17 protein-coding genes are annotated in these 23,725 nt (G+C 36.9%); 14 read left to right on the top strand and 3 right to left on the bottom strand.

Going from position 1 to position 23,725, the window contains the following annotated elements; genetic code table 11:
- Positions 1 to 196: 196 nt before the first annotated feature.
- The 11 genes from REB14_RS22665 (at position 197) to REB14_RS22615 (ending at position 13,013) form a co-directional block, all read left to right on the top strand.
- Positions 197 to 775: a DUF4840 domain-containing protein gene (locus REB14_RS22665; RefSeq protein WP_079243778.1), complete on the top strand. Its 579-nt coding sequence runs from the start codon at positions 197 to 199 to the stop codon at positions 773 to 775.
- Between the two features lie 103 nt (positions 776 to 878).
- A complete protein-coding gene (locus REB14_RS22660; protein ID WP_309523367.1) occupies positions 879 to 1,445 on the top strand; it encodes an RNA polymerase sigma factor in 567 nt (188 codons plus the stop codon).
- Positions 1,438 to 2,835 (top strand): outer membrane beta-barrel protein, encoded by a 1,398-nt coding sequence (locus tag REB14_RS22655; protein ID WP_079243780.1) that lies wholly within the window; start codon positions 1,438 to 1,440, stop codon positions 2,833 to 2,835. The genes REB14_RS22660 and REB14_RS22655 overlap by 8 nt, the downstream gene beginning before the upstream one ends.
- A gap of 42 nt (positions 2,836 to 2,877) precedes the next feature.
- Positions 2,878 to 3,840 (top strand): T9SS type A sorting domain-containing protein, encoded by a 963-nt coding sequence (locus REB14_RS22650; protein ID WP_309523366.1) that lies wholly within the window; start codon positions 2,878 to 2,880, stop codon positions 3,838 to 3,840.
- 467 nt (positions 3,841 to 4,307) lie between these two features.
- Positions 4,308 to 4,697 (top strand): hypothetical protein, encoded by a 390-nt coding sequence (locus REB14_RS22645; RefSeq protein WP_309523365.1) that lies wholly within the window; start codon positions 4,308 to 4,310, stop codon positions 4,695 to 4,697.
- A 99-nt stretch (positions 4,698 to 4,796) separates the two neighbouring features.
- A complete protein-coding gene (locus REB14_RS22640) occupies positions 4,797 to 5,681 on the top strand; it encodes a DUF3347 domain-containing protein (protein ID WP_309523364.1) in 885 nt (294 codons plus the stop codon).
- A gap of 31 nt (positions 5,682 to 5,712) precedes the next feature.
- Complete coding sequence (locus REB14_RS22635; RefSeq protein ID WP_099049869.1) at positions 5,713 to 6,354, top strand: DUF3347 domain-containing protein; 642 nt, start codon at positions 5,713 to 5,715, stop codon at positions 6,352 to 6,354.
- A 2-nt stretch (positions 6,355 to 6,356) separates the two neighbouring features.
- Positions 6,357 to 6,818, top strand: coding sequence for a heme-binding domain-containing protein (locus REB14_RS22630; protein WP_309523363.1), 462 nt, complete (start codon positions 6,357 to 6,359; stop codon positions 6,816 to 6,818).
- A 10-nt stretch (positions 6,819 to 6,828) separates the two neighbouring features.
- On the top strand, positions 6,829 to 9,123 hold the full coding sequence (locus REB14_RS22625; protein WP_309523362.1) for a multicopper oxidase domain-containing protein: 2,295 nt from the start codon (positions 6,829 to 6,831) through the stop codon (positions 9,121 to 9,123).
- A gap of 320 nt (positions 9,124 to 9,443) precedes the next feature.
- Positions 9,444 to 11,804: a TonB-dependent receptor gene (locus REB14_RS22620; protein ID WP_309523361.1), complete on the top strand. Its 2,361-nt coding sequence runs from the start codon at positions 9,444 to 9,446 to the stop codon at positions 11,802 to 11,804.
- 6 nt (positions 11,805 to 11,810) lie between these two features.
- On the top strand, positions 11,811 to 13,013 hold the full coding sequence (locus REB14_RS22615) for a hypothetical protein (protein ID WP_309523360.1): 1,203 nt from the start codon (positions 11,811 to 11,813) through the stop codon (positions 13,011 to 13,013).
- 133 nt (positions 13,014 to 13,146) lie between these two features.
- On the opposite strand, the gene REB14_RS22610 is transcribed toward REB14_RS22615, so the two are convergent.
- Both REB14_RS22610 and REB14_RS22605 read right to left on the bottom strand, forming a co-directional pair.
- Positions 13,147 to 15,270 (bottom strand): TonB-dependent receptor domain-containing protein, encoded by a 2,124-nt coding sequence (locus tag REB14_RS22610; RefSeq protein WP_309523359.1) that lies wholly within the window; start codon positions 15,268 to 15,270, stop codon positions 13,147 to 13,149.
- A gap of 10 nt (positions 15,271 to 15,280) precedes the next feature.
- Positions 15,281 to 16,489 (bottom strand): PepSY-associated TM helix domain-containing protein, encoded by a 1,209-nt coding sequence (locus REB14_RS22605; protein WP_309523358.1) that lies wholly within the window; start codon positions 16,487 to 16,489, stop codon positions 15,281 to 15,283.
- Positions 16,490 to 16,771: 282 nt separating this feature from the next.
- Here REB14_RS22605 and REB14_RS22600 point away from each other — a divergent pair, with 282 nt between their 5' ends.
- The 3 genes from REB14_RS22600 to REB14_RS22590 all read left to right on the top strand — a co-directional run bounded on the left by REB14_RS22600 (position 16,772) and on the right by REB14_RS22590 (position 22,307).
- Positions 16,772 to 18,307: a YifB family Mg chelatase-like AAA ATPase gene (locus REB14_RS22600; protein ID WP_079244034.1), complete on the top strand. Its 1,536-nt coding sequence runs from the start codon at positions 16,772 to 16,774 to the stop codon at positions 18,305 to 18,307.
- Positions 18,308 to 18,749: 442 nt separating this feature from the next.
- Positions 18,750 to 21,857 carry a non-ribosomal peptide synthetase family protein gene (locus tag REB14_RS22595; RefSeq protein WP_309523357.1) on the top strand — a complete coding sequence of 1,036 codons (3,108 nt, stop codon included), beginning with the start codon at positions 18,750 to 18,752 and terminating at the stop codon, positions 21,855 to 21,857.
- Between the two features lie 159 nt (positions 21,858 to 22,016).
- Positions 22,017 to 22,307 carry a hypothetical protein gene (locus tag REB14_RS22590; RefSeq protein WP_079243791.1) on the top strand — a complete coding sequence of 97 codons (291 nt, stop codon included), beginning with the start codon at positions 22,017 to 22,019 and terminating at the stop codon, positions 22,305 to 22,307.
- Positions 22,308 to 22,374: 67 nt separating this feature from the next.
- Here REB14_RS22590 and REB14_RS22585 read toward each other — a convergent pair whose 3' ends face one another.
- The gene (locus REB14_RS22585; RefSeq protein WP_079243792.1) at positions 22,375 to 23,601 is read right to left on the bottom strand and encodes a spondin domain-containing protein; all 1,227 of its coding nucleotides are present in this window, start codon (positions 23,599 to 23,601) and stop codon (positions 22,375 to 22,377) included.
- Between the last annotated feature and the right edge of the window lie 124 nt (positions 23,602 to 23,725).

The following is a 23,725-nucleotide window of genomic DNA, read 5'->3' as shown; positions in this document are numbered from 1 at the left end:
ATAAAAGACAGATAGAGCTTCATTTTTATAACAGGTACGGAATTTGCAATGAGATGATGAAATTTTATATTCACAAAATCAAGGTGTTATGATTTTTTTTATTCTTTTTTAAAAAAAGTACGCAAGATTTTCAGAAAACAGGATTTATATAGATGAGTACTCGAAAATAATTAATGTTTAACGAAAATGTAATGCAATGAAAAAATTGACAGTACCCCGATTTTTTATAACAGTTTTAATGGTTTTAGTAGGATTTACCCTATACTCATGTAATGATAATGAAGGACCGGATATTCCACCTGTAAAAATAGAAAACTTACCAGGTAACTATAAAGGAAAACTGATTATTGTACAGGGAAATATCAAAAGAGAAGGAGTAAAAGAGTTCAAAGTAAAGAAAGACACCATCTCATTTGCAGAATTTCCAATAAGTGAAATTGTAAAGACTGTGGTGAAAGATCCTGTAAAAGCAGAAAATGCCATAAAAACACTTGGAAAAGTGAAATATGAGGTTAAATATGCTGCAGTAATCAATACTTCGAATAATGTGATAGAGCTTACTTTGACCCCAAAAGCAATGGAACTTCAGATTCCTGTAGACGGTGTGAATAAAAAGACAGTGGTAGAATTTGTTTCTAAGCAGAAAGGATATTATGTAGGGTTGGATCAAACGCTTAGATATGCTCTCACAGCAGAAAAAATTACAGTAGATGGTACATTGATTACTCCTTATGAGGTGATTGATTATAATTTTCCATTCTGTATAAAAAATTAATTAATAGATATTATCATCAATGGATTGCGCCTTATTAAAAAGATGCAATCTATTTTTGCTTGACAGTTTAACATCCCAGTGGATACGGAGGCAGCAGCATTATATGGAAGAAAGTAAAGAACAGATTTTGGTAAAGCACCTTCTGATGAAGGAGGAAGCTGCCTGGAAAGAGCTTTTTGGAGCTTATTCCAGAAATCTGTCCTATGTATGCTCTCGTTATCTGACAGAAAAAGAAGATGTTCATGATGTGCTCCAAAACAGTTTTATTAAAATGTTCCGTTCGATAGAATCTTTTGAGTACAGAGGAAACGGTTCTCTAAAAGCCTGGATGACCCGTATCACAGTCAATGAATCGTTGAAGCATATAAAGCAGAAAGGAAACTTTAAATCTGCTGTAGAAGTAAATGACCTTCCAGATATTCCTAATGAAGAAGAACCGGATTTTGAAGAGATTCCCCGTGAAGATATTATGATGATGATCAGAGCACTTCCTGATGGCTACAGAGCTGTTTTTAATCTGTATGTGTTTGAGAAAAAAAGCCATAAAGAAATTGCCGTACTGCTGGGGATTGCAGAAAACTCTTCTGCATCTCAGTTTCACAGGGCAAAAGGAATGCTTGCTCAGAAAGTAAAAGAATTTAAAATGTCAAAAAAAGCACAATATGAATAACGAATGGCTAAATAATCTGCGAAGCAGAATGGATGACCATGAAGAGGACGTTCCGGAAGGGTTGTGGGATGACATTAAAGATGAATTATTTTCCGGAGAAGAAAATAACAGTATTCCCGGATTTATTCCTGAGGTTCATGAAGAGGGAGCAAAGAAAGAAATGAGAACAAATGCAGGAAACAGATCCATATTTTATCGCGTTGGAGGGATTGCAGCGGCCATTGCATTATTGTTTTTGCTGACCAAAATACTACCCCAGAATGATACCGGAAAAACTCTGTCTCAGAAACCGGCAGATGTGAAAGGAGAAAAGGGAAAAAGTTATGTAAAAACTACAGAAAATGAGAATATTTCAGGCAGTGAAATAAAATCAAAAATAGATGATTTTTTAGCTGAAAATATATTGAACACCAGTGCTTCGGAGAAAACGTTGACACAAAGATATGCTGATAATGGAGCAGAAAATCAGGCTGGAAGCAATCAGAAGATCCAGGATGTCTTCAAGCTTCCGACAGCATCGGAGTCTTTTGAGCAGGAAAGTAAGATCGCCCAGAAAACATCAGTTATTGATGATACCGTGAAAGAAACTATAAAAGAAAAGGTTTCTGATGAGGTTCTCTTTAATCAGGAAAAAGTAAAGGAAGCCTATGCAGAAAATACACAGCGTAAAGCCACAAAATCCAGGGATAAAAAGTCCTGGATGTTAGGTATGCTTACAGGAAATATGGGTTCCAATTCTGCAGAACAGCAGTTTCCCGGCTATGCTTCAATCACTGGAAAAGCAATGAATGTTGATCAGGTATGGGCTACTTCTGAATATCATGATGATCCTTTGACGGCCATATTATTGGCCAATCAAAGTCAGCCGGTAGAAGCGAGAATCAGACATAAAGTACCGGTGACGTTCGGACTTTCTGTTTACTATAATTGGGGAAAAAGATGGGGAATAGGAACAGGGCTGAATTATACCAAGCTGTCTTCAGAACTGCATTCGGGAAGTGACAATAATTATATTAAAGGAGATCAGACAGTTCATTATATAGGAATTCCTGTTCAGGTTAATTATAACGTCATTCAAAAAGGGAAATTCACAGGATATATTACAGCTGGAGCGCTGGTAGAAAAACCAATAGCAGGTAATATTACAACAACTTATGTTGTCGATGATCAAATTAAGGAGTCCTCAAAAGAACGTGTGGAGCCCAAACCTTTGCAGTTTTCCGTCAATACAGCTGTAGGATTTCAGTTAAAACTTATTGATAAAGTCGGAATTTATGCAGAACCGGGAATAGGGTACCATTTTAAAGAAGAAAATGCTCCCAATACCATTTACAAAGAAAAACCTCTTCAATTTAATATGAAATTCGGAATCAGAGTGCTGCTGGATTAAGGCACACCATTTTTACAACACCAAACTTAATAATCTATATATATGAAAACAAAACTAATTTTTTTAGTGGCTGTACTATTCAGCATTCTGAATATTAAAGCACAATGTACACCCACAATTACCAGTGCAAGACTTGGACAAAAGTATCCGGGAACGATTTTATTCTGTAGTACTGAAGATGAGGTTCTTTCCACGACACAGACGTATACAACGTATCAGTGGTACAAACAGGAATGGACATGGCAGACACCTAATAATAACCCATGGGTAGCTATTCCGGGAGCAACATCTCAACAGTTAACTATTAGTGGGAACGATCAGTTGAATTATTTTAAAGTAGTGGTTTCTGAGGGCGACTGTACAGCAGAAAGTCCTACGGCATTTGCAGATGGTTTTGTATATGGTCTGCCGGCTATGATGACCACTTATACGCCTGGAACATATCAGGAAAATGCGGGAACAGTGAATGTCTGCAACGGAGCTTCTGTACAGTTTGATAATATTTTTCCTGTTGTATATGGTAAACATACCTGGTTTAGATGTGTGCCAAGCAGTAATCCGCCGGTAGTGGGGGATCCTTGCATTATCCCGGGAGTAGTAGGAGATACTTATGTGGCAACCAGCTCAGGCAAATACGGATTTTATGCCTGTACGGAATATTGTCCGGATCAGTGTGAGATGTTAGACCCGTTTGCATTTGTGGAACTGAATTTCGGAGATTGGGAATTCTGCAGCAATTTGGGAACAGGAGAGACAAAAATAAAAGATAATAATCTGAAAATTTATCCTAATCCTACGGCGCAGCATCTTTACATTGGGAAAGAATCGGATAAAGTCTATAAGGAAGTTATCATCATTGATATGTCTGGAAAACTTGTCCTGAAGAAAGCGGATCACAGATATAACCAGGCGATTGATGTAAGTGGTCTGGTACCAGGAAATTATATCATTGTTTCTAAAAGCACAGATGGAACAGAATATAAAAATAGATTTATAAAGAAATAATAGGATTATACAATCTGAAGAGGTTAAAAATTGATTGTGGGAAGGAAGAATGGATGTCAGAGGAGGGATGTTCCTTGTATTGAAGAAGAACTGAAGTGATTTATTTTAATACTTTACGCTCATAGATACATTTCATCCTTGTTAATCTAATGACGGTCATAATTACCCCCAAAAGGAGCTTTCTCTTTCTGGCATCCGGCTTCCTGACTCACACTTATTTTTTTCAGTATTCAGACCAATAATCTTTTTCGTTAGTTTTTAATAATGGTTGAGTCGGTACAATTTTTTTTGTACCGGTTTTTTTTATTCTATGATGAGATAAATTCCTTTGTTGCAAGCTTTCCCTGAGGAATTTTCTTTTCAGGGATACATTGTGTTTCTTATAAATAATATAAACTTGCAGAAAATTTTATAAAAATTATTTTATAAAAAAAGATGTAAATGATAAATATTGTAACTTTGTTTGGTTGAAAACTTATAACAAACATATCGGTCACACTCTTATCCTGTGTCTGGTGCTTTTCTTAGTACCGAACTTAGGATTTGCGTGCACAAAGAAAGATATAAAAAAGGATCAAACTTTAGGTTATAAGTGTCAGACAAGCAGCTTATCAGATAAATTCTGCTGTAAACCCGGTTTTTGTAAAAAAGATAAAGACCATAATGACTGCAATGGCAAATGCAAACATAATTCCTGCCGATGCGGAACTGTGATCTCATTAACAGGACTTCCTGTTATGGCCGATCTGAAAATCAAAAATCATTTCAGAGAAGAAATGAAACTTAAATTTAGTTTTACTCAAACCTATTATTCTTCAGGGTTTTCTTCTATCTGGCAACCTCCCAAAATAGGATAATTACCTGGCCGTACAGCCAGAAATAGGTCTTGTCGAAAGCAAACTTTTGTTTTCGGACAATCTGTTGTATTCCAATTATCAATTTTTAAAAATCAAAAAATGAAATCATTATCAAAAATATTGATGGTAATCACTGTATTACTATCATACACCATAGGCTTTGCACAGATAAAAAATGCAAAGACAGAGAAGGTAAAAGTATATGGCAACTGTGATATGTGTAAAATCAATATCGAAAAAGCCGGGAATCTAAAAAATATTTCATCTGTAGAATGGAATGAAGATACAAAAATGGCTACCCTGAATTATGATGCCCAAAAAACAAATCAGGAAGAAATACTAAAGCGAATTGCATTAGCTGGTTATGACAGTGAAAAATTCTTAGCTCCGGACGATGCTTACAGTAAGCTACCAGGCTGCTGCCAATACAAAAGAGAGCTAAAACCGGCCAGTATGAATAAAGATCAGGAGATGAATATGAATAATGGACACTCCAATCATGATCACAGCAAAATGATTCAGGCCAACACTTCTGAAAATAAAAACGAATCTCAGCTTAAAGCAGTTTTTGACAATTATTTTTCTTTAAAAGATGCACTGGTAAATACTGATGCAGGAACCTCATCTGCTAAAGCTTCCTCTCTGGTAAAGTCCATTCAGAATGTTGAAATGGGAAAACTTTCCAATGAAGAACATACCGTTTGGATGAAAGTTTTAAAAGAACTGACAGCACAGGCAGAAAAGATAGCAACTACTAAAGACATTGAAAAACAGAGAGGCACTTTTGCGCTTCTGTCTGAAAATATCTACGCGCTTACAAAAGTTTCAAAACAGAGCGAAACGGTGTATTATCAGCATTGCCCAATGTTTAATAATGGAAAAGGAGCAAACTGGTTGAGTAAAGAAGAATCCATCAAAAATCCATTTTACGGTTCTAAAATGCTTACCTGCGGGAGTGTTCAGGAAACCATCAGCAATCAATAATAAGAAACTTTAATAGACAAATATCAATACAATGAAACATATAATAGTATCAATCATCATATTAACAGCCGTAATTTCCTGCAAAAGATCTCCAAATAAAAACACTGAGCTAAAAACACAGGACAGCGCATCCGTATCTGAAACAAAGACATCATCATTACAGGATTCAGTTGTTTCTGCTAAACCGGTAAGTGCTCAGTCTCAGAAAACTGAACCGGTTAAAACAGAGACTCAAACCCAAAACTTTAGCATTGAACCTATTGTTAAAGATTATTTAGCCCTTAAAAATGCACTTGTTGCAGACAATGACAAAGGAGCTGCCAATGCAGGAAAAAAATTGCTGGCGACTATCAAGAATGTGGATGTGAAAAGTATTCCTTCCGGGAAACAAAAAGAATATCAGGAAATAGCAGACAACGCAAAGGAAAACGCTGAACATATCGGTGATAATGCCGGAAAAATTGATCATCAGCGCGAGCATCTGGCTTCTTTAAGTAAGGATGTTTCGGATCTTATTGCCTTATTTGGCAGTTCACAAAAACTGTATCAGGATTATTGCCCAATGTATAATGACGGGAAAGGAGCGGTATGGATCAGTGAAACCAAAGCCATCAAAAATCCTTATTATGGAAATCAGATGTTGAGCTGTGGTTCTGTGAAAAAAGAGTTCTGAGAATGAAACAAATACTGAAAAGAGTTTTGGTATTTGTTCTGTTTCTTTTTATTGCAATACAACTGTATCAGCCCGCCTTTAATATGGATAAAGGAAAGGCTGTTACAAAAGATTTTACAAGAGTATATAAAATGCCGGCTGAAGTACAAACGTTGTTTCGGAATTCCTGTTATGACTGTCATAGTAATAACACCGATTATGTCTGGTACGATTATATACAGCCTGCAAGATTACTTGTAGAAAACCATATTAAAGAGGCGAAAAATGACCTGAATTTCAGTGAATGGGAAACCTATTCCAACCGGAAGCAGGAAAGATTGTTGAATTCAATAAAAGAACAGATTATAAACAGACAAATGCCATTGTCGTCTTACACTCTAATGCACAGAAAAGCAAAACTGAGTGATGACGAAATTAAAATAATGACGGAATGGTTAAAAGAGCAGAGCAAAGTTTATGAATAAAAATAATACAATGAATATACCTCAGAATATCAACATAAGATTACTTCAGGCGGTTTTGATTTTTTTCTGCTGGCAAGGGATTTTAGCACAGAAAGTAGTACGATATGAGTTGTATGTAAAAGATACACTGGTCAGCTACGCCGGAAAAGAAAAAAGAGCCATCGCTGTTAACGGACAGATACCAATGCCTACGCTTACCTTTACAGAAGGAGATACCGCAGAAATTGTAGTCCACAATCAGCTGAAAGAAAGTACATCACTGCATTGGCATGGAGTATTTTTACCCAATAAAGAAGATGGAGTGCCTTGGCTGACGCAAAAACCTATAAAGCCAGAAGCTACTTATACCTATCGTTTCCCGATTATTCAACACGGAACACACTGGTATCATTCCCATTCCGGGCTTCAGGAGCAGATTGGAATGTATGGAAGCTTCATCATGAAAAAAAGAGAAGATGACAAAACCTTCAGAAAAGGGATTGATGATCTGCCGACCGTTCCTATTATTCTAAGCGAATGGACGGACCTGAATCCGGATAATATCAACAGAATGCTGCATAACGCGAATGACTGGGCGGCCATTAAAAAAAACGCTACACAGTCTTACGTGGAAGCCATTAAGGAAGGTCACTTTAAAACAAAATTGACTAATGAATGGAAACGCATGCTGGCCATGGATGTAAGTGATGTGTATTATGATAAAGTGCTAATCAATGGAAATAACAGTACAGATTTAAAAACTGTGCACGGCAAAAAACTAAAAGCAGGAGATAAAGTACGTTTAAGAATCTCAAACGGAGGAGCCTCTTCCTATTTTTGGTTACGTTATGCAGGAGGTAAAATTACCGTTGTGGCCAATGATGGTAACGATGTGGAACCGGTAGAAGTAGACAGACTGATTATTGCTGTTTCTGAAACCTATGATGTCGTAGTAACTATTCCTCAGGATGGTGTTGCCTATGAATTTTTAGCCACTACAGAAGACAGAACCCAATCTGCAAGTTACTTCGTTGGTAATGGAATCAAACAACTCATTTCTCCTCTTCCCAAACTTAAATACTTTGAAGGAATGAAAATGATGAATGACATGATGAAAATGAATGGAGACCTGAATGATATGGGTATGAAAATGAGCCTTAATCAAATGGATATGAATGTGGTGATGTACCCTGAGATCACAGGTGAAGGGAAGAAGAAACAGGATCACAGCCAGCACAATATGAGTGCAGATAAAGGAATGGATAAGGAAATGAATATGGATAGCAACAGGTATAATGCCAATGCTTTAGGAAGTATTAAAACCCTAAATTATGCCATGCTGCAATCTCCTTATAACACAGAACTTCCTAAAGATGCTCCCGTAAAGGAATTAAAATTTACCCTCACCGGAAACATGAACCGCTATGTGTGGAGTATGGATAATAAAATCTTATCTGAAACCGATAAAATTCCTGTAAAAAAAGGAGAGATATTACGGATCACTATCTATAATAATTCCATGATGAGGCATCCGATGCATTTACATGGTTTTGACTTCAGGGTAATTAATGGCAAAGGAGAAAAGTCTCCTCTGAAAAATGTACTGGACGTTATGCCAATGGAAACCGATACAATTGAATTTCAGGCTAATGAAGAAGGAGACTGGTTCTTCCACTGCCATATCCTTTATCATATGATGGCAGGAATGAACAGGGTTTTTGCGGTAGATGATTATAAAAATCCTTATTTACCAGACAAAAAAGAAGCCTATAACATGCTTCAGAGAGAAAGCAATATGCCTCATTTTATGATTCAGAATGACTTTGCAACCAATGGAAATGACGGGGATGCAATGCTTCAGACCGCAAGATGGAACCTCTCTACAGAATGGCGTTTAGGTTATAATGATATGCACGGATATGAAGTGGAAACGCATTTGGGAAGATACATCGGGAAGATGCAGTGGTTTATGCCATTTGTAGGATTCGACTTCCGTTATAGAAAAATGGGAATTGATGAACAGGAGAAAAATATCTTTGGACAAAAGAACGAAAAAGATACCCGAAGAGCGGTCAGCTTAGGTTTTGTGTATACTCTTCCGATGCTTGTGAACTTTCAGGCAGAAGTATATCATGACGGTATTGTTCGTTTACAGTTGATGAGGGAAGACATTCCAATCTCAAAACGTTTGAGAGGAGGTTTTATGGTCAATACCGACAAAGAATACATGACCGAATTGAAGTATATTCTTAATAAAAATGTAAGTATTCGTGCCCACTATGACAGTGATATGGGATGGGGAGCAGGAATTTCTTTAGCTTATTAAATGATAGAGGAAAAGAAAGATTAATAATTACTCAATTACAAGAATCAGCTATTTAATAGCTGATTCTTTCTTTTAGATCTATAGGACGAATATGCTTTAGCGGAATGTTTTGCTTTCCACATGACTTTTTTCATACAGACAAAAATAAATTATAGAATGCTTTTATATTTATATCTGAATGTAAGCCTGTTACAATTTTAAAAAGGATTTATAAGTAAAATGATATTAATTATAATTAGAACAATTAAAAATAAAATCCTTTTTCCTTTGGGAGTTTACAAGTGAACCTTTAATTTTGCTATTTATAATAATTATAAATAATGAAATTGTATCAGCGTATTTTTATCTTTCTCATTTTTACCCTTACAATTTCCCTCATTAAAGCACAGGATGCTGATTTTACAGTTCAGGGAGCTGTACAGAATCACGCAATGCAGGGATTAAATGGAGTAAACATTTTTGTTGAAAACACAAAAATAAATACAAAAACCGATCAAGACGGAAATTTCAAGTTGAGTTACAAAAAAGGAGAAGCTACATTGGTCTTCAGCCTGGATGGCTACAAAAAACTCAAAAAGAAAATAAACTTCGGTAGCAAAGTATCTCCGGTAATTATTCAGTTAGCTGATGATCATGCGGCTGTGCAAGAAGTTGTAGTACACGGCAAAGGTAAAGTAAAAGCACTGCAAGACGGTGCTTTTACGGTTAATGCTATAGATGTTGCCAAATTGGCCAATACCACGGCAGATCTTAACCAGGTTCTGAACAGAACAACAGGGATTAAAGTTCGCCAACAGGGTGGTATAGGTTCCGATTATAACTTCTCTATCAATGGAATGTCTGGTAAAGCTGTGAAATTTTTTATCGATGGTGTTCCTTTGGAAATGCTTGGAAAAGGAGTGGATCTGAGTACGTTACCTGTAAATATGGCTGATCGTGTAGAGATCTATAAAGGCGTAGTTCCTATCCATTTAAGTACAGATGCTATGGGTGGAGCGGTCAATATCATTACGCCGTCAAGCAGCAAAAATTACCTGGATGCAAGTATAAGTCTTGGTTCTTTTAATACACAGCGTATCAATCTGAATGGACAGTTTAAAGATGACAAAACCGGAATTATCATGCGTATCAACAGTTTTTATAACCATTCAGATAACAACTATCTGATGAAAGATATGAAAATCTGGAATGCTGCTAAAAACGAATATGAGTTAAAAGACCTGAAACGTTTTAATGACAGATATCAATCTGTTTTTGGGATGGCTGAAGTAGGGTTGGAAAACAAAAGCTGGGCAGATTCTTTCTTTGTAGGAATGTCACAATCCGTTTTTGATAAACAGATTCAGACCGGTTCCAATCAGGAAGTAGTATATGGTGGGGTAAAGCAAAACGGACAGGCTCATAATTACTTTATGAAGTATAAAAAAACAGGTCTGTTCAATGATCATCTGGATGTGAATGTGTATGCCGGTTTCTCAAAAAGTGTTCAGAAAGCAACAGATACTCTTATGCGTAAATACAGCTGGGATAACACTTTTGAGCCTTCAGCTACAAGTGAAAAAGGAGGAAGGACTATTATCATGCAGCATGAAGACCGTCTTTACTCACAGGTTGGGGCTACTTACAAAATTGTTGAGCATCACAAGCTTATCTTCAATTATGTACTTGATTACCTTAAGAATACCACATTCAATCAACTTGAAGAGGAAAAAAAGAATGTACCTCCGGCAAAGATGACCAAACAGATCTTGTCTATGGCTTATCAACAGGAGTTTTTCAATAAGCATTGGACTAATATTTTCTTTGCTAAATACTATCAGGTAGGACTTCAGAAAATGGTTTTCGATCCGGTAACCAGAACAGATAATCCGGCAAAAGACAATTTTAGCAGCTGGGGCTATGGTTTTGCTACCACTGTGAAAATTACAAAAGGATTAGGAATAAAAGGATCTTTTGAACGTTCTTATCGTTTGGTAGAACCACAGGAAATTTTCGGAGACGGGGTTGCTGTAACCAGTAATATGGATCTGAAGCCTGAAACCAGTAATAATGTAAACGTGGGTTTGTACTATGGCCACCATTGGGGGCAGCATGCGTTTCGTATAGAAGGGGCAGGGTATATTCGGGATACAAAGGATTTTATTTATACCGTTCCCAATTTATATAACAGTACTTTCAAATATGAAAACCTGTCTAATATCTTTACACGAGGGCTTGAAGGAGAGATCAGTTACCAATATAAAAGACTCCTGAACGTGTTAATGAATGTGAGTTACAACAAAGCTTATGACAATACAAAATTTGCCAACAATAGTGAAGATGTCGTTTCGGCTACTTATAAAAAAGATGTTCCCAACCAGCCCTGGTTATTTGGAAATGTAAATGTAAGCGTGGGTAAAGACGACTGGTTTCAGAAAGACAGCAGGATAGAGCTTTACTACGGACTGCAGATGACAGAATGGTTCTACAAAAACTGGAAATCTTATGGAAATCCACGCAACATTCCGATTATTCCAAGACAAACGCTTCATAACATAGGGATAAGCTATTCCATGAAGAACGGGAGGTATAATCTGGCGTTCGATGTAAGCAACGTTGGGGATGCACTGGCATATGACAACTTCAAACTTCAGAAGCAGGGACGTGCTTTCTATTTAAAATTCAGATACCTACTTAAGTAAAAGATCATGACAAAATATTTCAAAAACAGTATACTTTTAATACTTGCATGTTTAACCATTTTTAGCTGCGAACGCGAACCTGGTTTCGGTGACTCTGAAAGTGGCGAAAAAGACTATAAATATTTTTTACTTTCCGCTCTCGGAAGCTGGCCCAATACTGTACATTACATGACAGCTACCAATGACCTGACAAAAGGTGAAATGGATATTACCAAAGAAGGAGATGAAATTAACTCCAAAGGAACTTACTCCTATATTGTAAAAAATGGCTTTATCTACAACTATAAAACCGATCAGGGGATCTTCAAAAAATTTAAATATACACAGGATAGGCTGACAACTGTAAAAGAAGTGCCTTATACCTATATCAGTGACATTACCAGCTATGTTTGGATAGATAATAATACTTTGGTTATTGTTGGAGATACAGGAGATGGTCAGCATATACGATATACCGTTTTCAATGCTGCTGACCTTAGTATTATCCGTCAGGGTGAGATTGAAGGATTTCAGCCTTTCCCAAATGCTTATAACTTTTATTCACTGGGCGCTATGACCTATATGGATGGACAGATCTATTTGCAATACAGCTTCCGCGATGGCAAATGGCTCACTCCTGAATATTACAATTTTGCTGTAATAGATTATAACACCTTCAAAGTAAAAAATTCCATAACGGATAACCGAAGTTCTGGAGTAGCCAATGGTTCTCCTTATTTCAAAACAACTTTTACAAAAGATAAGGAAGCTTTTTATTATACATGTTTTCCTCGTGCAGGAGCTGGGACAAGTGATATTTTCCTTTTCAGGGCTCTCAAAGGCGCAACTTCGCCGGATGCAGGATATCAGATTAATCTTACCAATCTTGTTGGGAACAAGCCCCTGGAAACAGTTATCGATTACATTGGGAACAATAAAATGGTAGTGCTGTATCGTGATCCTGCATTAGGAGGCAGCTACAATGGTCGGTATGCTATTATAGATATCGAAACGAAGCAGTTGGTAAGGGTTCTGGACGAATTGCCGGGAGACGAACCTTACGAACAAGGGATGTTTGTTCAGAATAACAAATTATACATCGCTGTAAATGCCAGTAAAGGAGGAAACTATGTCTGGATTTATGATCAGCAAACGGATAAAATAACTAAAGGAATGAAGCTTCCCAACAGTATTTCCGGATTTGCCCGTTTTGATAAATTTTATGACTAATTATAGCATATAAATTTCGTAGAAAATATAGAATATTGATTTGATTAAAAGCCGGTTCTCAAAAATTTTGAGAACCGGCTTTTTGTTAAATGATTACCGATTATTCTAAGCCGTCTAAGAGGTTTTATTTCTTTTAAAGCTTATAATTGAATGACAGCGTTACCACCCGGCTGTCCAGATTGTATTTTTGTCGGATGGTAGAGCTGAAGTTATTTCCTGTTACACGGTAATTATTGGTCTTTAATAAATCCGTTACTGCAAGTTTTACGGTTGCTTTATCCTTTAATAATGTTTTAGAAACCCCTAGTGTCAGGTCAAAATAAGCATCACGGATAAACAGGCCAATATTAGATTTTGAAAAATACTGTCCATTAGCCTCTGCTTTCAATCCTTTTGCAATGCTGAAGCTATTTTGTGCGTTCAACGTAAATGCCAGTTGTGAACTGTTGACAGAGTAATTCTGATAATTACCCTTATATTCACTATTGAATACATTCAGCATAGAAGTAAGCGACCACCATTTAAAAAGCTTTGTGGTGGCTGTAATATTGGCACCATACACATAAGACTTGTTTAGATTGTCCTGTGTTTTTACAAGGATTCCTGTGTCTGGCTGATAATTGTATACTTCCGTCATGACATCATTTGTAACACTAAAATAAGCTGATGCAATAATGTATTTGCCCCAGGTATATCCCAATTCTGTTGCGTGGGTAAATTCCGGATTCAGATTCGGGTTTCCTTGCCAGTAGTTGAAAGGATCATCATAAAAACGAAACGGATTCAAATCGAAGTGGCTTGGTCTGTTGATTCTTTTACTATATGAGGCATAAAATCCATGTTGATCATTCATCTGGTATTTGATGGATGCGCTTGGGAAAAGGTTGGTATAATCTCTTTTTCGTTGTTCCTGGGAAGTTTTCTGGTTGATATCTGTATGGGTTATTTCTGTTCTCAACCCCAGCTGAAATGTCCATTTCGTCAGATTAAGTTTGTAGTTGGCATACAATGCATGTATCTGCTCTTTGTATGCATATTCATTACTTGCTTTATCATCATTAATCCATTCATTATCCTGTTGTATAAAATACTCCGAAGGATTATTATTAGACTTTATAGTTGACTTTAATCCTGTTTCCAGATTATGCATTTCGCTGAAAGGCAACGTAAAATCTACCTTAGCATTGAAAACTTTCAGGCGGGAAGCAATGTTGCCTCTTCTGTTGTTGAATTTCTCTGTTCCCAGATTCACCAATACATCTGAAATCTGATTCTGACGGGAAGAAAAACGTGAAGTTTCGTATTCAAGATCCACATCTACCTTATAATCCTTGTCATTGAAGATATGCGTACCTTTTAAATTATAGGTATAATCGTACCAGTTTTCCTTGCTTTTATTATCTGAAAGTACATGAGCAAACAGGTTATCTGTTGGCTGAAATATTCTGTTTTCTCCCTTCGAAAAATCTTCATATCGTCCTATCTTAGCATCAAATAAAGCCCCAATAGTTGTTTTGTCACTAAAAGCATAATCAGCACCAAACTTAAAGTTATTAGAAGTTAAAGGCTCATTGGTCATGGAGTTCTGATCTGTTCTCCGGGTTATTTGTTGAGGTTGCTTTTCATCGAAGAAAACCTGACTAAAGTCCCGTTTTTCTTCCTCGCCACGGAAAGTATAGCTGTAATCTCCGTGTAGAGAGAGTTTATGATGAGTATAGTTCAGGCTCAATCCTGTATTTACTCTGTTTTTACGACCCCTTCCTCCGTTCAGATAATAGTTGCCGCTCAGTCCTTCTGATGAGCTTTTTTTCAGTACAATATTAATGATGCCGGCATTTCCCGCAGCATCATATTTAGAGGAAGGATTGGCAATTATTTCAATATTTTTTACCAGTGTGGAATTGGTAGAACGCAACAGGTTAGCAAGTTCCTTTGCAGAGAGCGAGCTCAGCTTACCATTAATCATTACACTTACTCCTTTTTTGCCCCGTAATGACAGTTCACCTTCTTGCGAAACTACCACACCAGGGGTTTTTCCAAGCAACTCCAAAACTGTTGTACCATCAGACAATACACTATTCTCTACATTAAAAATCATTTTATCAGCTTTTTGCTGAAAAACGGCTTTACTTCCTTTTACTACAATGCCACTAATCTCTGAGATTTTATCTGTCTGTAAAGAATCGTTTTGACTTTCTGTCTGTCCGTAAGCATTCAGGCTCGCCATTAAAGGGAGCCATATATAGTGTTTCTTCATGATAATAGATTTAGGTTGTTGGTTTTTTTTTATTTTTTCTTCCCCACCAGATCATAAATCCGGTTATGGGCAATGAGGCACAGAATAAACTCATGATAAATGCTAAAATTTTTCCTGGCATTCCGAAAAAAGCTCCTACATGAAGATCATACGTAGCATCTGTAGCTCTTTCAGCCATAGGTTTGTCTTCGTGGGGATGGTTAAATAAAAGCTTCCCGGAATGCTCATCGAAAATCATCATCGAAGACTCGGCATAAGTAAACTCTCTATCCTTGATCCAGATACTTAAATTATCGTGTTTGTGATCTGCTTCAGCATGGTCTTCCAGATCAATTCCAAAAGAATAAGCTTGAGGATAATGAGTTTTTACCTGTTCTATAATACGGTCTATAGTTGTTGCAGTCTCCACAGATTCCGGAGCGGTTGTTTTATATTGACTGAAATCTGGAGTAGCAGTGGAAAAGCCATTCAGTAATGCATATACCCAAACTTGCGTAATACGAAATGAATACATAATGCCCGTGATAGCTACAACAATCGCAAGAAAAGAGGCATAAAACCCAAGGATATTGTGTACATCGTAATTTTTACGTCGCCAGCCTTTTACCTTCTCCCAACGGAACCATAGACGCTGTTGACGCATTTTTTTATTTTTCGGCCACCATAGGATAATTCCGGTAATCAACATTATTACAAAGATGATGGTCGATATTCCCACGATAGTACCACCAATTTTATTGCTTAGCAACAATGAGCGGTGTAGAGTCATGCATATGAAGAAAGGATTATTTTTTACATCATATATGGCGAGCACATTTCCTGTGTATTGATTTACATAAACGTTTTTATAAACAATAAAGGTATTAAAGTGATTCCAACCTTCTTCATTGACTTTAATCAGTCCGAACTGATAAGAACGGGCAGGATCTATAGGAATGGTGACTTCATCTGTTTTTACGATTTCATTTTTCAGCTGGGCATTCACAATATCTTTTAACTCGCGTATAGGAATTGGCTTCTTATGCTGAATATCTTTTTCTCCATGAAAGGTTGTTTCCTTGCGCAAGGCAGCGGTAATGTCTTCATTGAAAACAAAAAATGCACCTGACAGCGAAACTATCAATACAATAATACCTGATAATAACCCGAGCCATAAATGAGCTTTCAGAATATATTTTTTGAAGGTTCCTTTGGTTTTTTTATGACCGATCTGCTGCATTTTATGTCTATTTAGTCTTATTAAAAATAAATAAGCCACAAATATAACTTTATTTATATTAATTCTAAACAGAGAGATAACTTTATTTCTCCCTTAAAACCTGATTTTTATTAGGATGTATGCTATCTGAACAACATAGACATCCTAATAGCTTTGAAGAAGATACCTCAATGCTCTTTTATTAATATGTTTTTAAATATGCTTATTCTTATAGAAAATAATTCTTGTAACTTTCAGATTTTCAAAATATTATATTGTTTATTTTTACTTCAAAAACACACCATGCTGATCAAAATTTATGGAAGTGCCATTCATGGAGTGGCTGCACAGACCATTACTATTGAAGTGAATGTAGATACCGGAGGAGTAGGATATCATCTCGTAGGGCTTCCTGATAACGCTATTAAGGAAAGCAGTTATAGAATTTCTGCAGCCCTGAAAAATGTAGGATTTAAAATTCCTGGAAAGAAAATTACCATTAATATGGCTCCTGCAGACCTTAGAAAAGAAGGCTCTGCCTACGATCTCAGTATTGCTATTGGTATTTTAACTGCTTCAGATCAAATACTCGCTGAGAATGTTAAAGACTATATTATTATGGGAGAGCTTTCACTGGACGGAAGTTTACAACCTATTAAAGGTGTTTTACCCATTGCGATCCAATCCAGAGAAGAAGGCTTTAAAGGAATCATCCTGCCCAAACAAAATGCAAGGGAAGCAGCTATTGTCAATGAACTTGAAGTGTACGGAGTTGAAAATATCAGAGAGGTTATTGATTTTTTTAACGAAGGAAAGCCTCTTGAGAAAATGATTTTGGATACCAGAAAAGAATTTCATGAAAGGATTAATGATTTTCCTTTCGATTTCTCCGAAGTTAAAGGTCAGGAAACAGCCAAAAGAGCAATGGAAGTGGCTGCAGCTGGTGGACACAATATTATTCTGATCGGTCCACCCGGAAGCGGAAAGACAATGCTGGCCAAAAGAGTTCCCAGTATTTTGCCTCCATTGACATTGAAAGAAGCTTTGGAAACAACAAAAATTCATTCTGTAGCCGGGAAAATAGGAACAGAAACATCATTGATGACAGTTCGTCCTTTCAGATCTCCACATCATACCATATCGGATGTTGCACTGGTGGGAGGAGGAAGTTATCCGCAACCAGGAGAAATCTCTCTTGCTCATAACGGGGTTTTGTTTCTGGACGAGATGCCCGAATTTAAGAGAACAGTGCTGGAAGTCATGAGACAGCCTTTGGAAGATCGGGAAGTAACGATTTCAAGAGCCAGATTTACGGTAAACTATCCCGCAAGTTTTATGTTGGTAGCTTCTATGAATCCCAGTCCAAGCGGATTCTTTCCCGATGATCCTAATAATACCTCATCTGTTTATGAAATGCAGCGGTATATGAACAAACTTTCAGGGCCGCTTTTAGATAGAATAGACATCCATATCGAAGTTCAGAAAGTAGAATTTGAGCAACTTTCCGAGAAAAGAAAAGGAGAGAAGAGCAAAGATATCAGAGAGCGGGTTTTGAAAGCAAGGGATATTCAGAATAAAAGATATCAAAGCCTCAATATCAGCAGTAATGCCCAAATAGGACCTAAGGAAATTGAAGCCTATTGTGAACTGGATGAAACCTCTTTCAGCCTCATCAAATTAGCGATGGAGAAACTCAATCTTTCAGCAAGAGCTTATGACAGGATCCTTAAAGTAGCCCGAACAATAGCAGACCTTGAAGAATCCGAAAATATTCTGTCCCATCATATTTCCGAAGCCATACAATACAGAAGTTTGGATCGTGAATTCTGGAACGCTTGATTTTTGTTCTATTTAATTGATTTAAAACTAAATACTCAGTTTTATTTTCATAAGTTTAATTCTTATATGTGAAGTTAACATAGTAATTATGTAACGCATAAGTTAAAATATTATGTTAGGTTTGATTACCAAATTATTTAAAATATTATATTATGGAAATCAAATTCATAAATACTACGTAGGAGGTGTATCCCACTTATAAAGGATAGATGAAACAAACTCTTCCTTCTTTTTCGAATAGATACATAACGTTTGAATACGGCCTGCCGTCCCTCTCATAGAGAGGTAGGTTTATACCCTATATCATTCAGTTTTGATAAACTAACAGGAAACACATTTAGTAAATAAACGGTGGTTATCCCTCATGTCTTTATTTTTTAGATGTTTTCTATAATTGAAATCCCACTTTACAAATTTTTAACCCAAACCAAATCAAATTATTATGGCAAACACCATTCCCTCATTAGAAAGTCTGTCATCAGGTTCAACAGTATTATTGTCCTCTGAAGACAGAGAAAAATTACTCAACAGGTTCAATAAAACCGGTTGGGATTATCATCATGAAGATACTTTGGAATCTCTTTTCCGGAAACAGGCTATCTTCCATCCTGATAAGACTGCCGTGGTTTACCAGGATCAAGAGATTACTTACGGAGAGTTGGATCATAGAAGCAATCAGCTCGCCAACCTGTTATTGAGTCGTGGTATCAAAGAAGGAAAATATGTTCCCATCTGGCTGGACCGTTCTTTGGAATGGGCCATTGCGATACTTGGAGTTATCAAAACAGGTGCAGCCTATGTTCCGATAGACCCTGCTTATCCTGTGAAAAGAGTAGAATATATTCTTTCTGATACCTCTGCTGAACTTATTATTACCAATCAAATTCTTGGAGAACTTTTATCAGAAACTGAAAAGATAAAAGTATTTGATCTAAGTAATATGGAGAATCTTAATCATTTATCATCAGAATATCCAGGAATTAATATTCATCAGAATGCCCTGGCATACACAATTTATACTTCAGGCTCAACGGGTAAGCCCAAAGGTGTGATGGTGGACCATCAGGCTATACAACATCTGGTAACATGGCATAATCATCATTTTCATGTGGATCATAGCTCAAAATTAACTCTTGTTGCAGGGTTAGCATTTGATATCTCTGTATGGGAAATGTGGTCTGCTCTTGCTTCCGGAGCCACTATTTTTATTGCTGATAATGAAGACAGAACGGATGCACTTGCTTTACTTGATTATTATGGAAGAAATCAGATTACCCATGGTTTTGTACCCTCTGTTCTGGCTCCGTCTGTCGTTAATTATTCCGGTAATTATCATGATCTGAAACTGAAATATCTCTTTACTGGAGGAGAAAAGCTAAAACCAGTGCTTACTTCAGAATTAAGCTACGAGCTGGTAGATTATTATGGTCCCACAGAATGTACTGTATATGCTACTTATAAAAAAGTGAAAGATATTAGTGGGAAATATGTTTCATCTATAGGCAGGCCGATTGCCAATGCAAAAGCATTTATTTTGGGAGAAAATAAGGAATTGCTGCCTGTAGGAGCTGTAGGAGAACTCTGTATTGGAGGAAATCTTTTAGCAAAAGGATATCTTAATAATAAAGAACTTACTGATGCTAAATTCATAACTAACCCATTCAATGAAGCAGAGAAAATCTACCGTACAGGAGACTTGGCCAAATGGAATCCGGATGGTGATATTGAATTCTTGGGAAGGATTGATAATCAGGTAAAAATTCGTGGCTTCAGAGTGGAACTCGGAGAGATAGAACGTTCATTGATCCAGCATGAAAACATTAAAGAAGCTATGGTTATTGGTAAAGAAACGGAAGGAAGTACCAAATATCTGATTGCCTTTATTGTATTGGCTCCTGGAGCAATAGCAGATATTTCATCAGTCCGAAATGCGTTGAAAGAAGAGCTTCCGGGCTACATGATTCCCGCACAAATTATTTTTATAGATAAAATTCCGTTAACAGCAAATGGAAAAACAGATACGCAGGTCTTAAAAGATCTGGCCGACAAAGAAGCTAAAGAATTGATTTCATTTGAGCCACCAACCAACGAAACCGAAAGAATTATTGCAGATGTCTGGTCGTCTGCATTGGAACGCCCTGTCATCAATATCACAGATAATTTCTTTGACATTGGAGGAAACTCTCTGTTGGTTGCAACGGTAGCGGTTGCTTTACAAAGAAAGCTGGATGTAAAAGTGTATCTGCGGGATATATATCAGTATTCCGTATTGCAGCAACTGTCAGAAGTTCTTATTAACAGGTCCAAAGAGACAAGGGAATCAATCCCCATGGAAGATGTAGAACCATATGTTGAGCTCCAGAAAGATGTTTATCTTGCTCCGGGAACTGTTTTTGCAGGTGGATTTGATCCTCAGCAGGTGGAAAATCCAACAACAATATTTTTAACAGGTGTCACAGGTTTTGTAGGAATTCACCTGTTACAGGAGCTTCTTGATACGACAAATGCTGATATTTATTGTCTCGTAAGGGCTCAGGATGAGTTTTATGCAATGGAAAAAATTGACAGGTGTTTTAAACAATATCATATTCCTCAACATGTAGAACAGAAATCAAGAATTATTCCTGTTATTGGAGATCTGGCTTTACCATCTTTAGGGCTTTCAGAAGAAACATTTACAAAACTGGCTCAACAAACTGATCTGATTTACCACTCCGGAAGCTCAGTTAACTTCATCGAACCCTATTCTTATATGAAAGCACCGAATGTAGAAGGACTAAGGGAAATCATCAAACTGGCAGGAGCAGAAAGAACAAAATGTCTCGCTTTGCTGTCAACTATTTCCGTGTACAGCTGGGGGCATGTATTTACAGGAAAAACAGTAATGTTGGAATCTGATGATATTGAACAAAACCTGATGTCTGTAAGTAAAGATATTGGTTATGTAAGAAGTAAATGGGTGATGGAAGCCGTTGCTGATTTAGCCGCAAAAGAAGGGCTGCCATTGATTACTTACCGTCTCGGATATGCCATGTGTCACAGTAAAACAGGCGCAAGTGCATCTTATCAATGGTGGTCCGGATTGGTGAAAAATTGTATAGAATTCAAATCTTATCCCGCGCTCACTGAGCTTAGAGAAGGTCTTATTACCGTAGATTATATGACGAAAGCCATGGCTCATATCACGAAAAATAAAGAAGCAATAGGGAAGAAATTCAACCTGATTGCCCGTCCTGAAACCAATCTTACTTTGGAAGACTTCTTTGGACTCATGAAAAAATATTATCCTTTCACACTCAAAGACCTTCCTTATAAAGAATGGAGAAAACAATGGGAAGATGACAGTAAAAACCGTTTGTATCCGTTGACCAGTCTTTTCAGAGACAATATGCATGAAGGATTATCTACTGTAGAGCTTTACCAGAACACTTACGTATGGGATTGCTCCAATGTTATTCAATATTTGAAGGGTTCAGGCATTCAGGAACCGGTATTTGATAAAAAACTGTTGGATTCCTATTTACAATATCTGGGAATTCCGGTTGAATAGTATTTTAATAATTGAAAAGCTCAGGCAGAATATGTTTGGGCTTTTAATTTTTGGCGAGCAAATACGTCAAGTTTTGTCGTAGTGGAGAATGACATTTGTATCAGGGCAATGAGAAAGTATTGCTCAGCTTTTAATTAACCGAAAACCTGAGAAAAATAAATGAATAATATTATTGTATTGTCTAAAGATTTTGCAGCAAATGAAAGTGCAGTGGTAGATCTTAGATCCGAGGGATTTACAAACTCATTGAAAGCTCTTACATTTCACAATAAAACAGGACAGTCTGCAAAATTTCTTTGGCAGGGAGATACAATCTATAACAAAGAAAAAGCTGGATATTTTAAGGAAATAAACAATGATCTGGGTGTGAAGGTAAGCCAATATGAAGGTTTTATAACGGTTACCAATGGAGGAGGAGAACAATATTTGGAAGGCCAGCTAAAGCTATAATCAGGTATAGGTTTCTATAAAGAAAAAAGATCAGACAATAAGGTCTGATCTTTTATTTATCTGCAGATTAATTGATTGTTACTTTAATCACATTCTGTACCGCAGGAACAGGATAAAAGTTTCCTACCTTGGAAATAGTCTTATTTTCACTTTGTGGGGTTCCACCAAACAATGCCTGATGATTTCCCGCACCCGGATATTGGTCAATACCAGTCCCGGAATCAAATAATGAAGTTTTTAAGCTGAGGTCTCCTTTAGTATTAGCATCAATACTTTGTTCATTGGCATAGAACCAGTCATTGGAAAAGCCAAACATGGTTGCATAGGCAATTTTATCACCTGGCTCAGCATTAAAGTTGGTGGTTACCTTACTTCCAGGAGTTACAGGCGCATTTCCTGCAACATATACTCCTTTTACATTAGGTAAAGATTTTAAACTGTTTTGAAGTTTGGCTACATTTCCAAACTGGGCAATATCTTTCAGTCCCATTCCACTGTCTAATTTGCCTAATTCATAAATTGGATTTTTATCACCACGATAAACAACCACCAGAGCAGGAGAAAGCCCCGTCATAATTCCTGTATTGGCATTCAGTTTTGTCATCATTTTACTGATATTTCCCATTTGAGCAATATCTGTGATTTCAGGATTGGATAAAGCGTTAGGTGTAAAAAACGGAGCGTTGTTCAGCAGTTGAGATCCGTTATAATTGGAAACTGCCCATACACCGGGAGAAAAAGGAGTTTCGTTGGCTGTTCCGCCGGAGGTATTGGTAATTGTCAGGGTAAATTCTGAAGTTACGTCATTGTAAGTAAGATTAAGCTTCATAAGTTGTGAAGCATTGACATTAGGAACCTGCATAATGGGCTTGCTTTCAACCTGCCCTGTGGTGTCATCTTTACTTCCGTTATCCCACAATCGGACACTTGAAGAAACATCTCCGGTAATAGCATTTCCATTAGCATCAAACAATTTGATACCCGGCTGCTGGGATGCAAAAAACCAGTCTTTTGAAGCTCCATACATCGTTGCAAACATTAAAGCCTGTGCTTTTCCTGCACTGAATTTAATAGAAACAGATTGACCGGGTAAAATAATAGGAGGCGTTCCTGTTCCCTGAAAACTTCCGCTTTCTACAAAATCTTTGGGAGTTACAACGTTTTCAAAAGTAATGGATCTTTGAAAACCGATGTCCATCATCATGTCGTTATTAGAATCACTGCATGAAGTTAAGGAAAATGCAGCTAGAGTAGCTGCAGCTAAAATTGATGTTCTGAAAATAAATTTGTTCATAAAAGTAAATTTTTATAGTTACAATTGATATCTGTAACTATAGTCGGCTACTTTTTGAGATCCTGACAAAAAATATTTTCTTAATTCAATTTTTTTTAAATGTATCGTTTTGAGAGGGAAAAGT

This window comes from Chryseobacterium metallicongregator (assembly GCF_031324065.1).
Taxonomy (GTDB): Bacteria; Bacteroidota; Bacteroidia; order Flavobacteriales; family Weeksellaceae; genus Chryseobacterium; species Chryseobacterium metallicongregator.
The sequence above is the reverse complement of the archived record's forward strand: the minus strand, read 5'-3'. Positions and strand labels throughout refer to the sequence as shown.

Bases quoted from the DNA above. Each gene is read 5' to 3' on its own strand.
- REB14_RS22640 (WP_309523364.1), top strand. From the start codon at position 4,797: ATGAAATCATTATCAAAAATATTGATGGTAATCACTGTATTACTATCA.
- REB14_RS22635 (WP_099049869.1), top strand. From the start codon at position 5,713: ATGAAACATATAATAGTATCAATCATCATATTAACAGCCGTAATTTCC.
- REB14_RS22585 (WP_079243792.1), bottom strand. From the start codon at position 23,601: ATGAACAAATTTATTTTCAGAACATCAATTTTAGCTGCAGCTACTCTA.
- REB14_RS22625 (WP_309523362.1), top strand. From the start codon at position 6,829: ATGAATATACCTCAGAATATCAACATAAGATTACTTCAGGCGGTTTTG.
- REB14_RS22650 (WP_309523366.1), top strand. From the start codon at position 2,878: ATGAAAACAAAACTAATTTTTTTAGTGGCTGTACTATTCAGCATTCTG.
- REB14_RS22590 (WP_079243791.1), top strand. From the start codon at position 22,017: ATGAATAATATTATTGTATTGTCTAAAGATTTTGCAGCAAATGAAAGT.
- REB14_RS22600 (WP_079244034.1), top strand. From the start codon at position 16,772: ATGCTGATCAAAATTTATGGAAGTGCCATTCATGGAGTGGCTGCACAG.
- REB14_RS22665 (WP_079243778.1), top strand. From the start codon at position 197: ATGAAAAAATTGACAGTACCCCGATTTTTTATAACAGTTTTAATGGTT.
- REB14_RS22615 (WP_309523360.1), top strand. From the start codon at position 11,811: ATGACAAAATATTTCAAAAACAGTATACTTTTAATACTTGCATGTTTA.
- REB14_RS22595 (WP_309523357.1), top strand. From the start codon at position 18,750: ATGGCAAACACCATTCCCTCATTAGAAAGTCTGTCATCAGGTTCAACA.
- REB14_RS22655 (WP_079243780.1), top strand. From the start codon at position 1,438: ATGAATAACGAATGGCTAAATAATCTGCGAAGCAGAATGGATGACCAT.
- REB14_RS22610 (WP_309523359.1), bottom strand. From the start codon at position 15,270: ATGAAGAAACACTATATATGGCTCCCTTTAATGGCGAGCCTGAATGCT.
- REB14_RS22660 (WP_309523367.1), top strand. From the start codon at position 879: ATGGAAGAAAGTAAAGAACAGATTTTGGTAAAGCACCTTCTGATGAAG.
- REB14_RS22630 (WP_309523363.1), top strand. From the start codon at position 6,357: ATGAAACAAATACTGAAAAGAGTTTTGGTATTTGTTCTGTTTCTTTTT.
- REB14_RS22620 (WP_309523361.1), top strand. From the start codon at position 9,444: ATGAAATTGTATCAGCGTATTTTTATCTTTCTCATTTTTACCCTTACA.
- REB14_RS22605 (WP_309523358.1), bottom strand. From the start codon at position 16,489: ATGCAGCAGATCGGTCATAAAAAAACCAAAGGAACCTTCAAAAAATAT.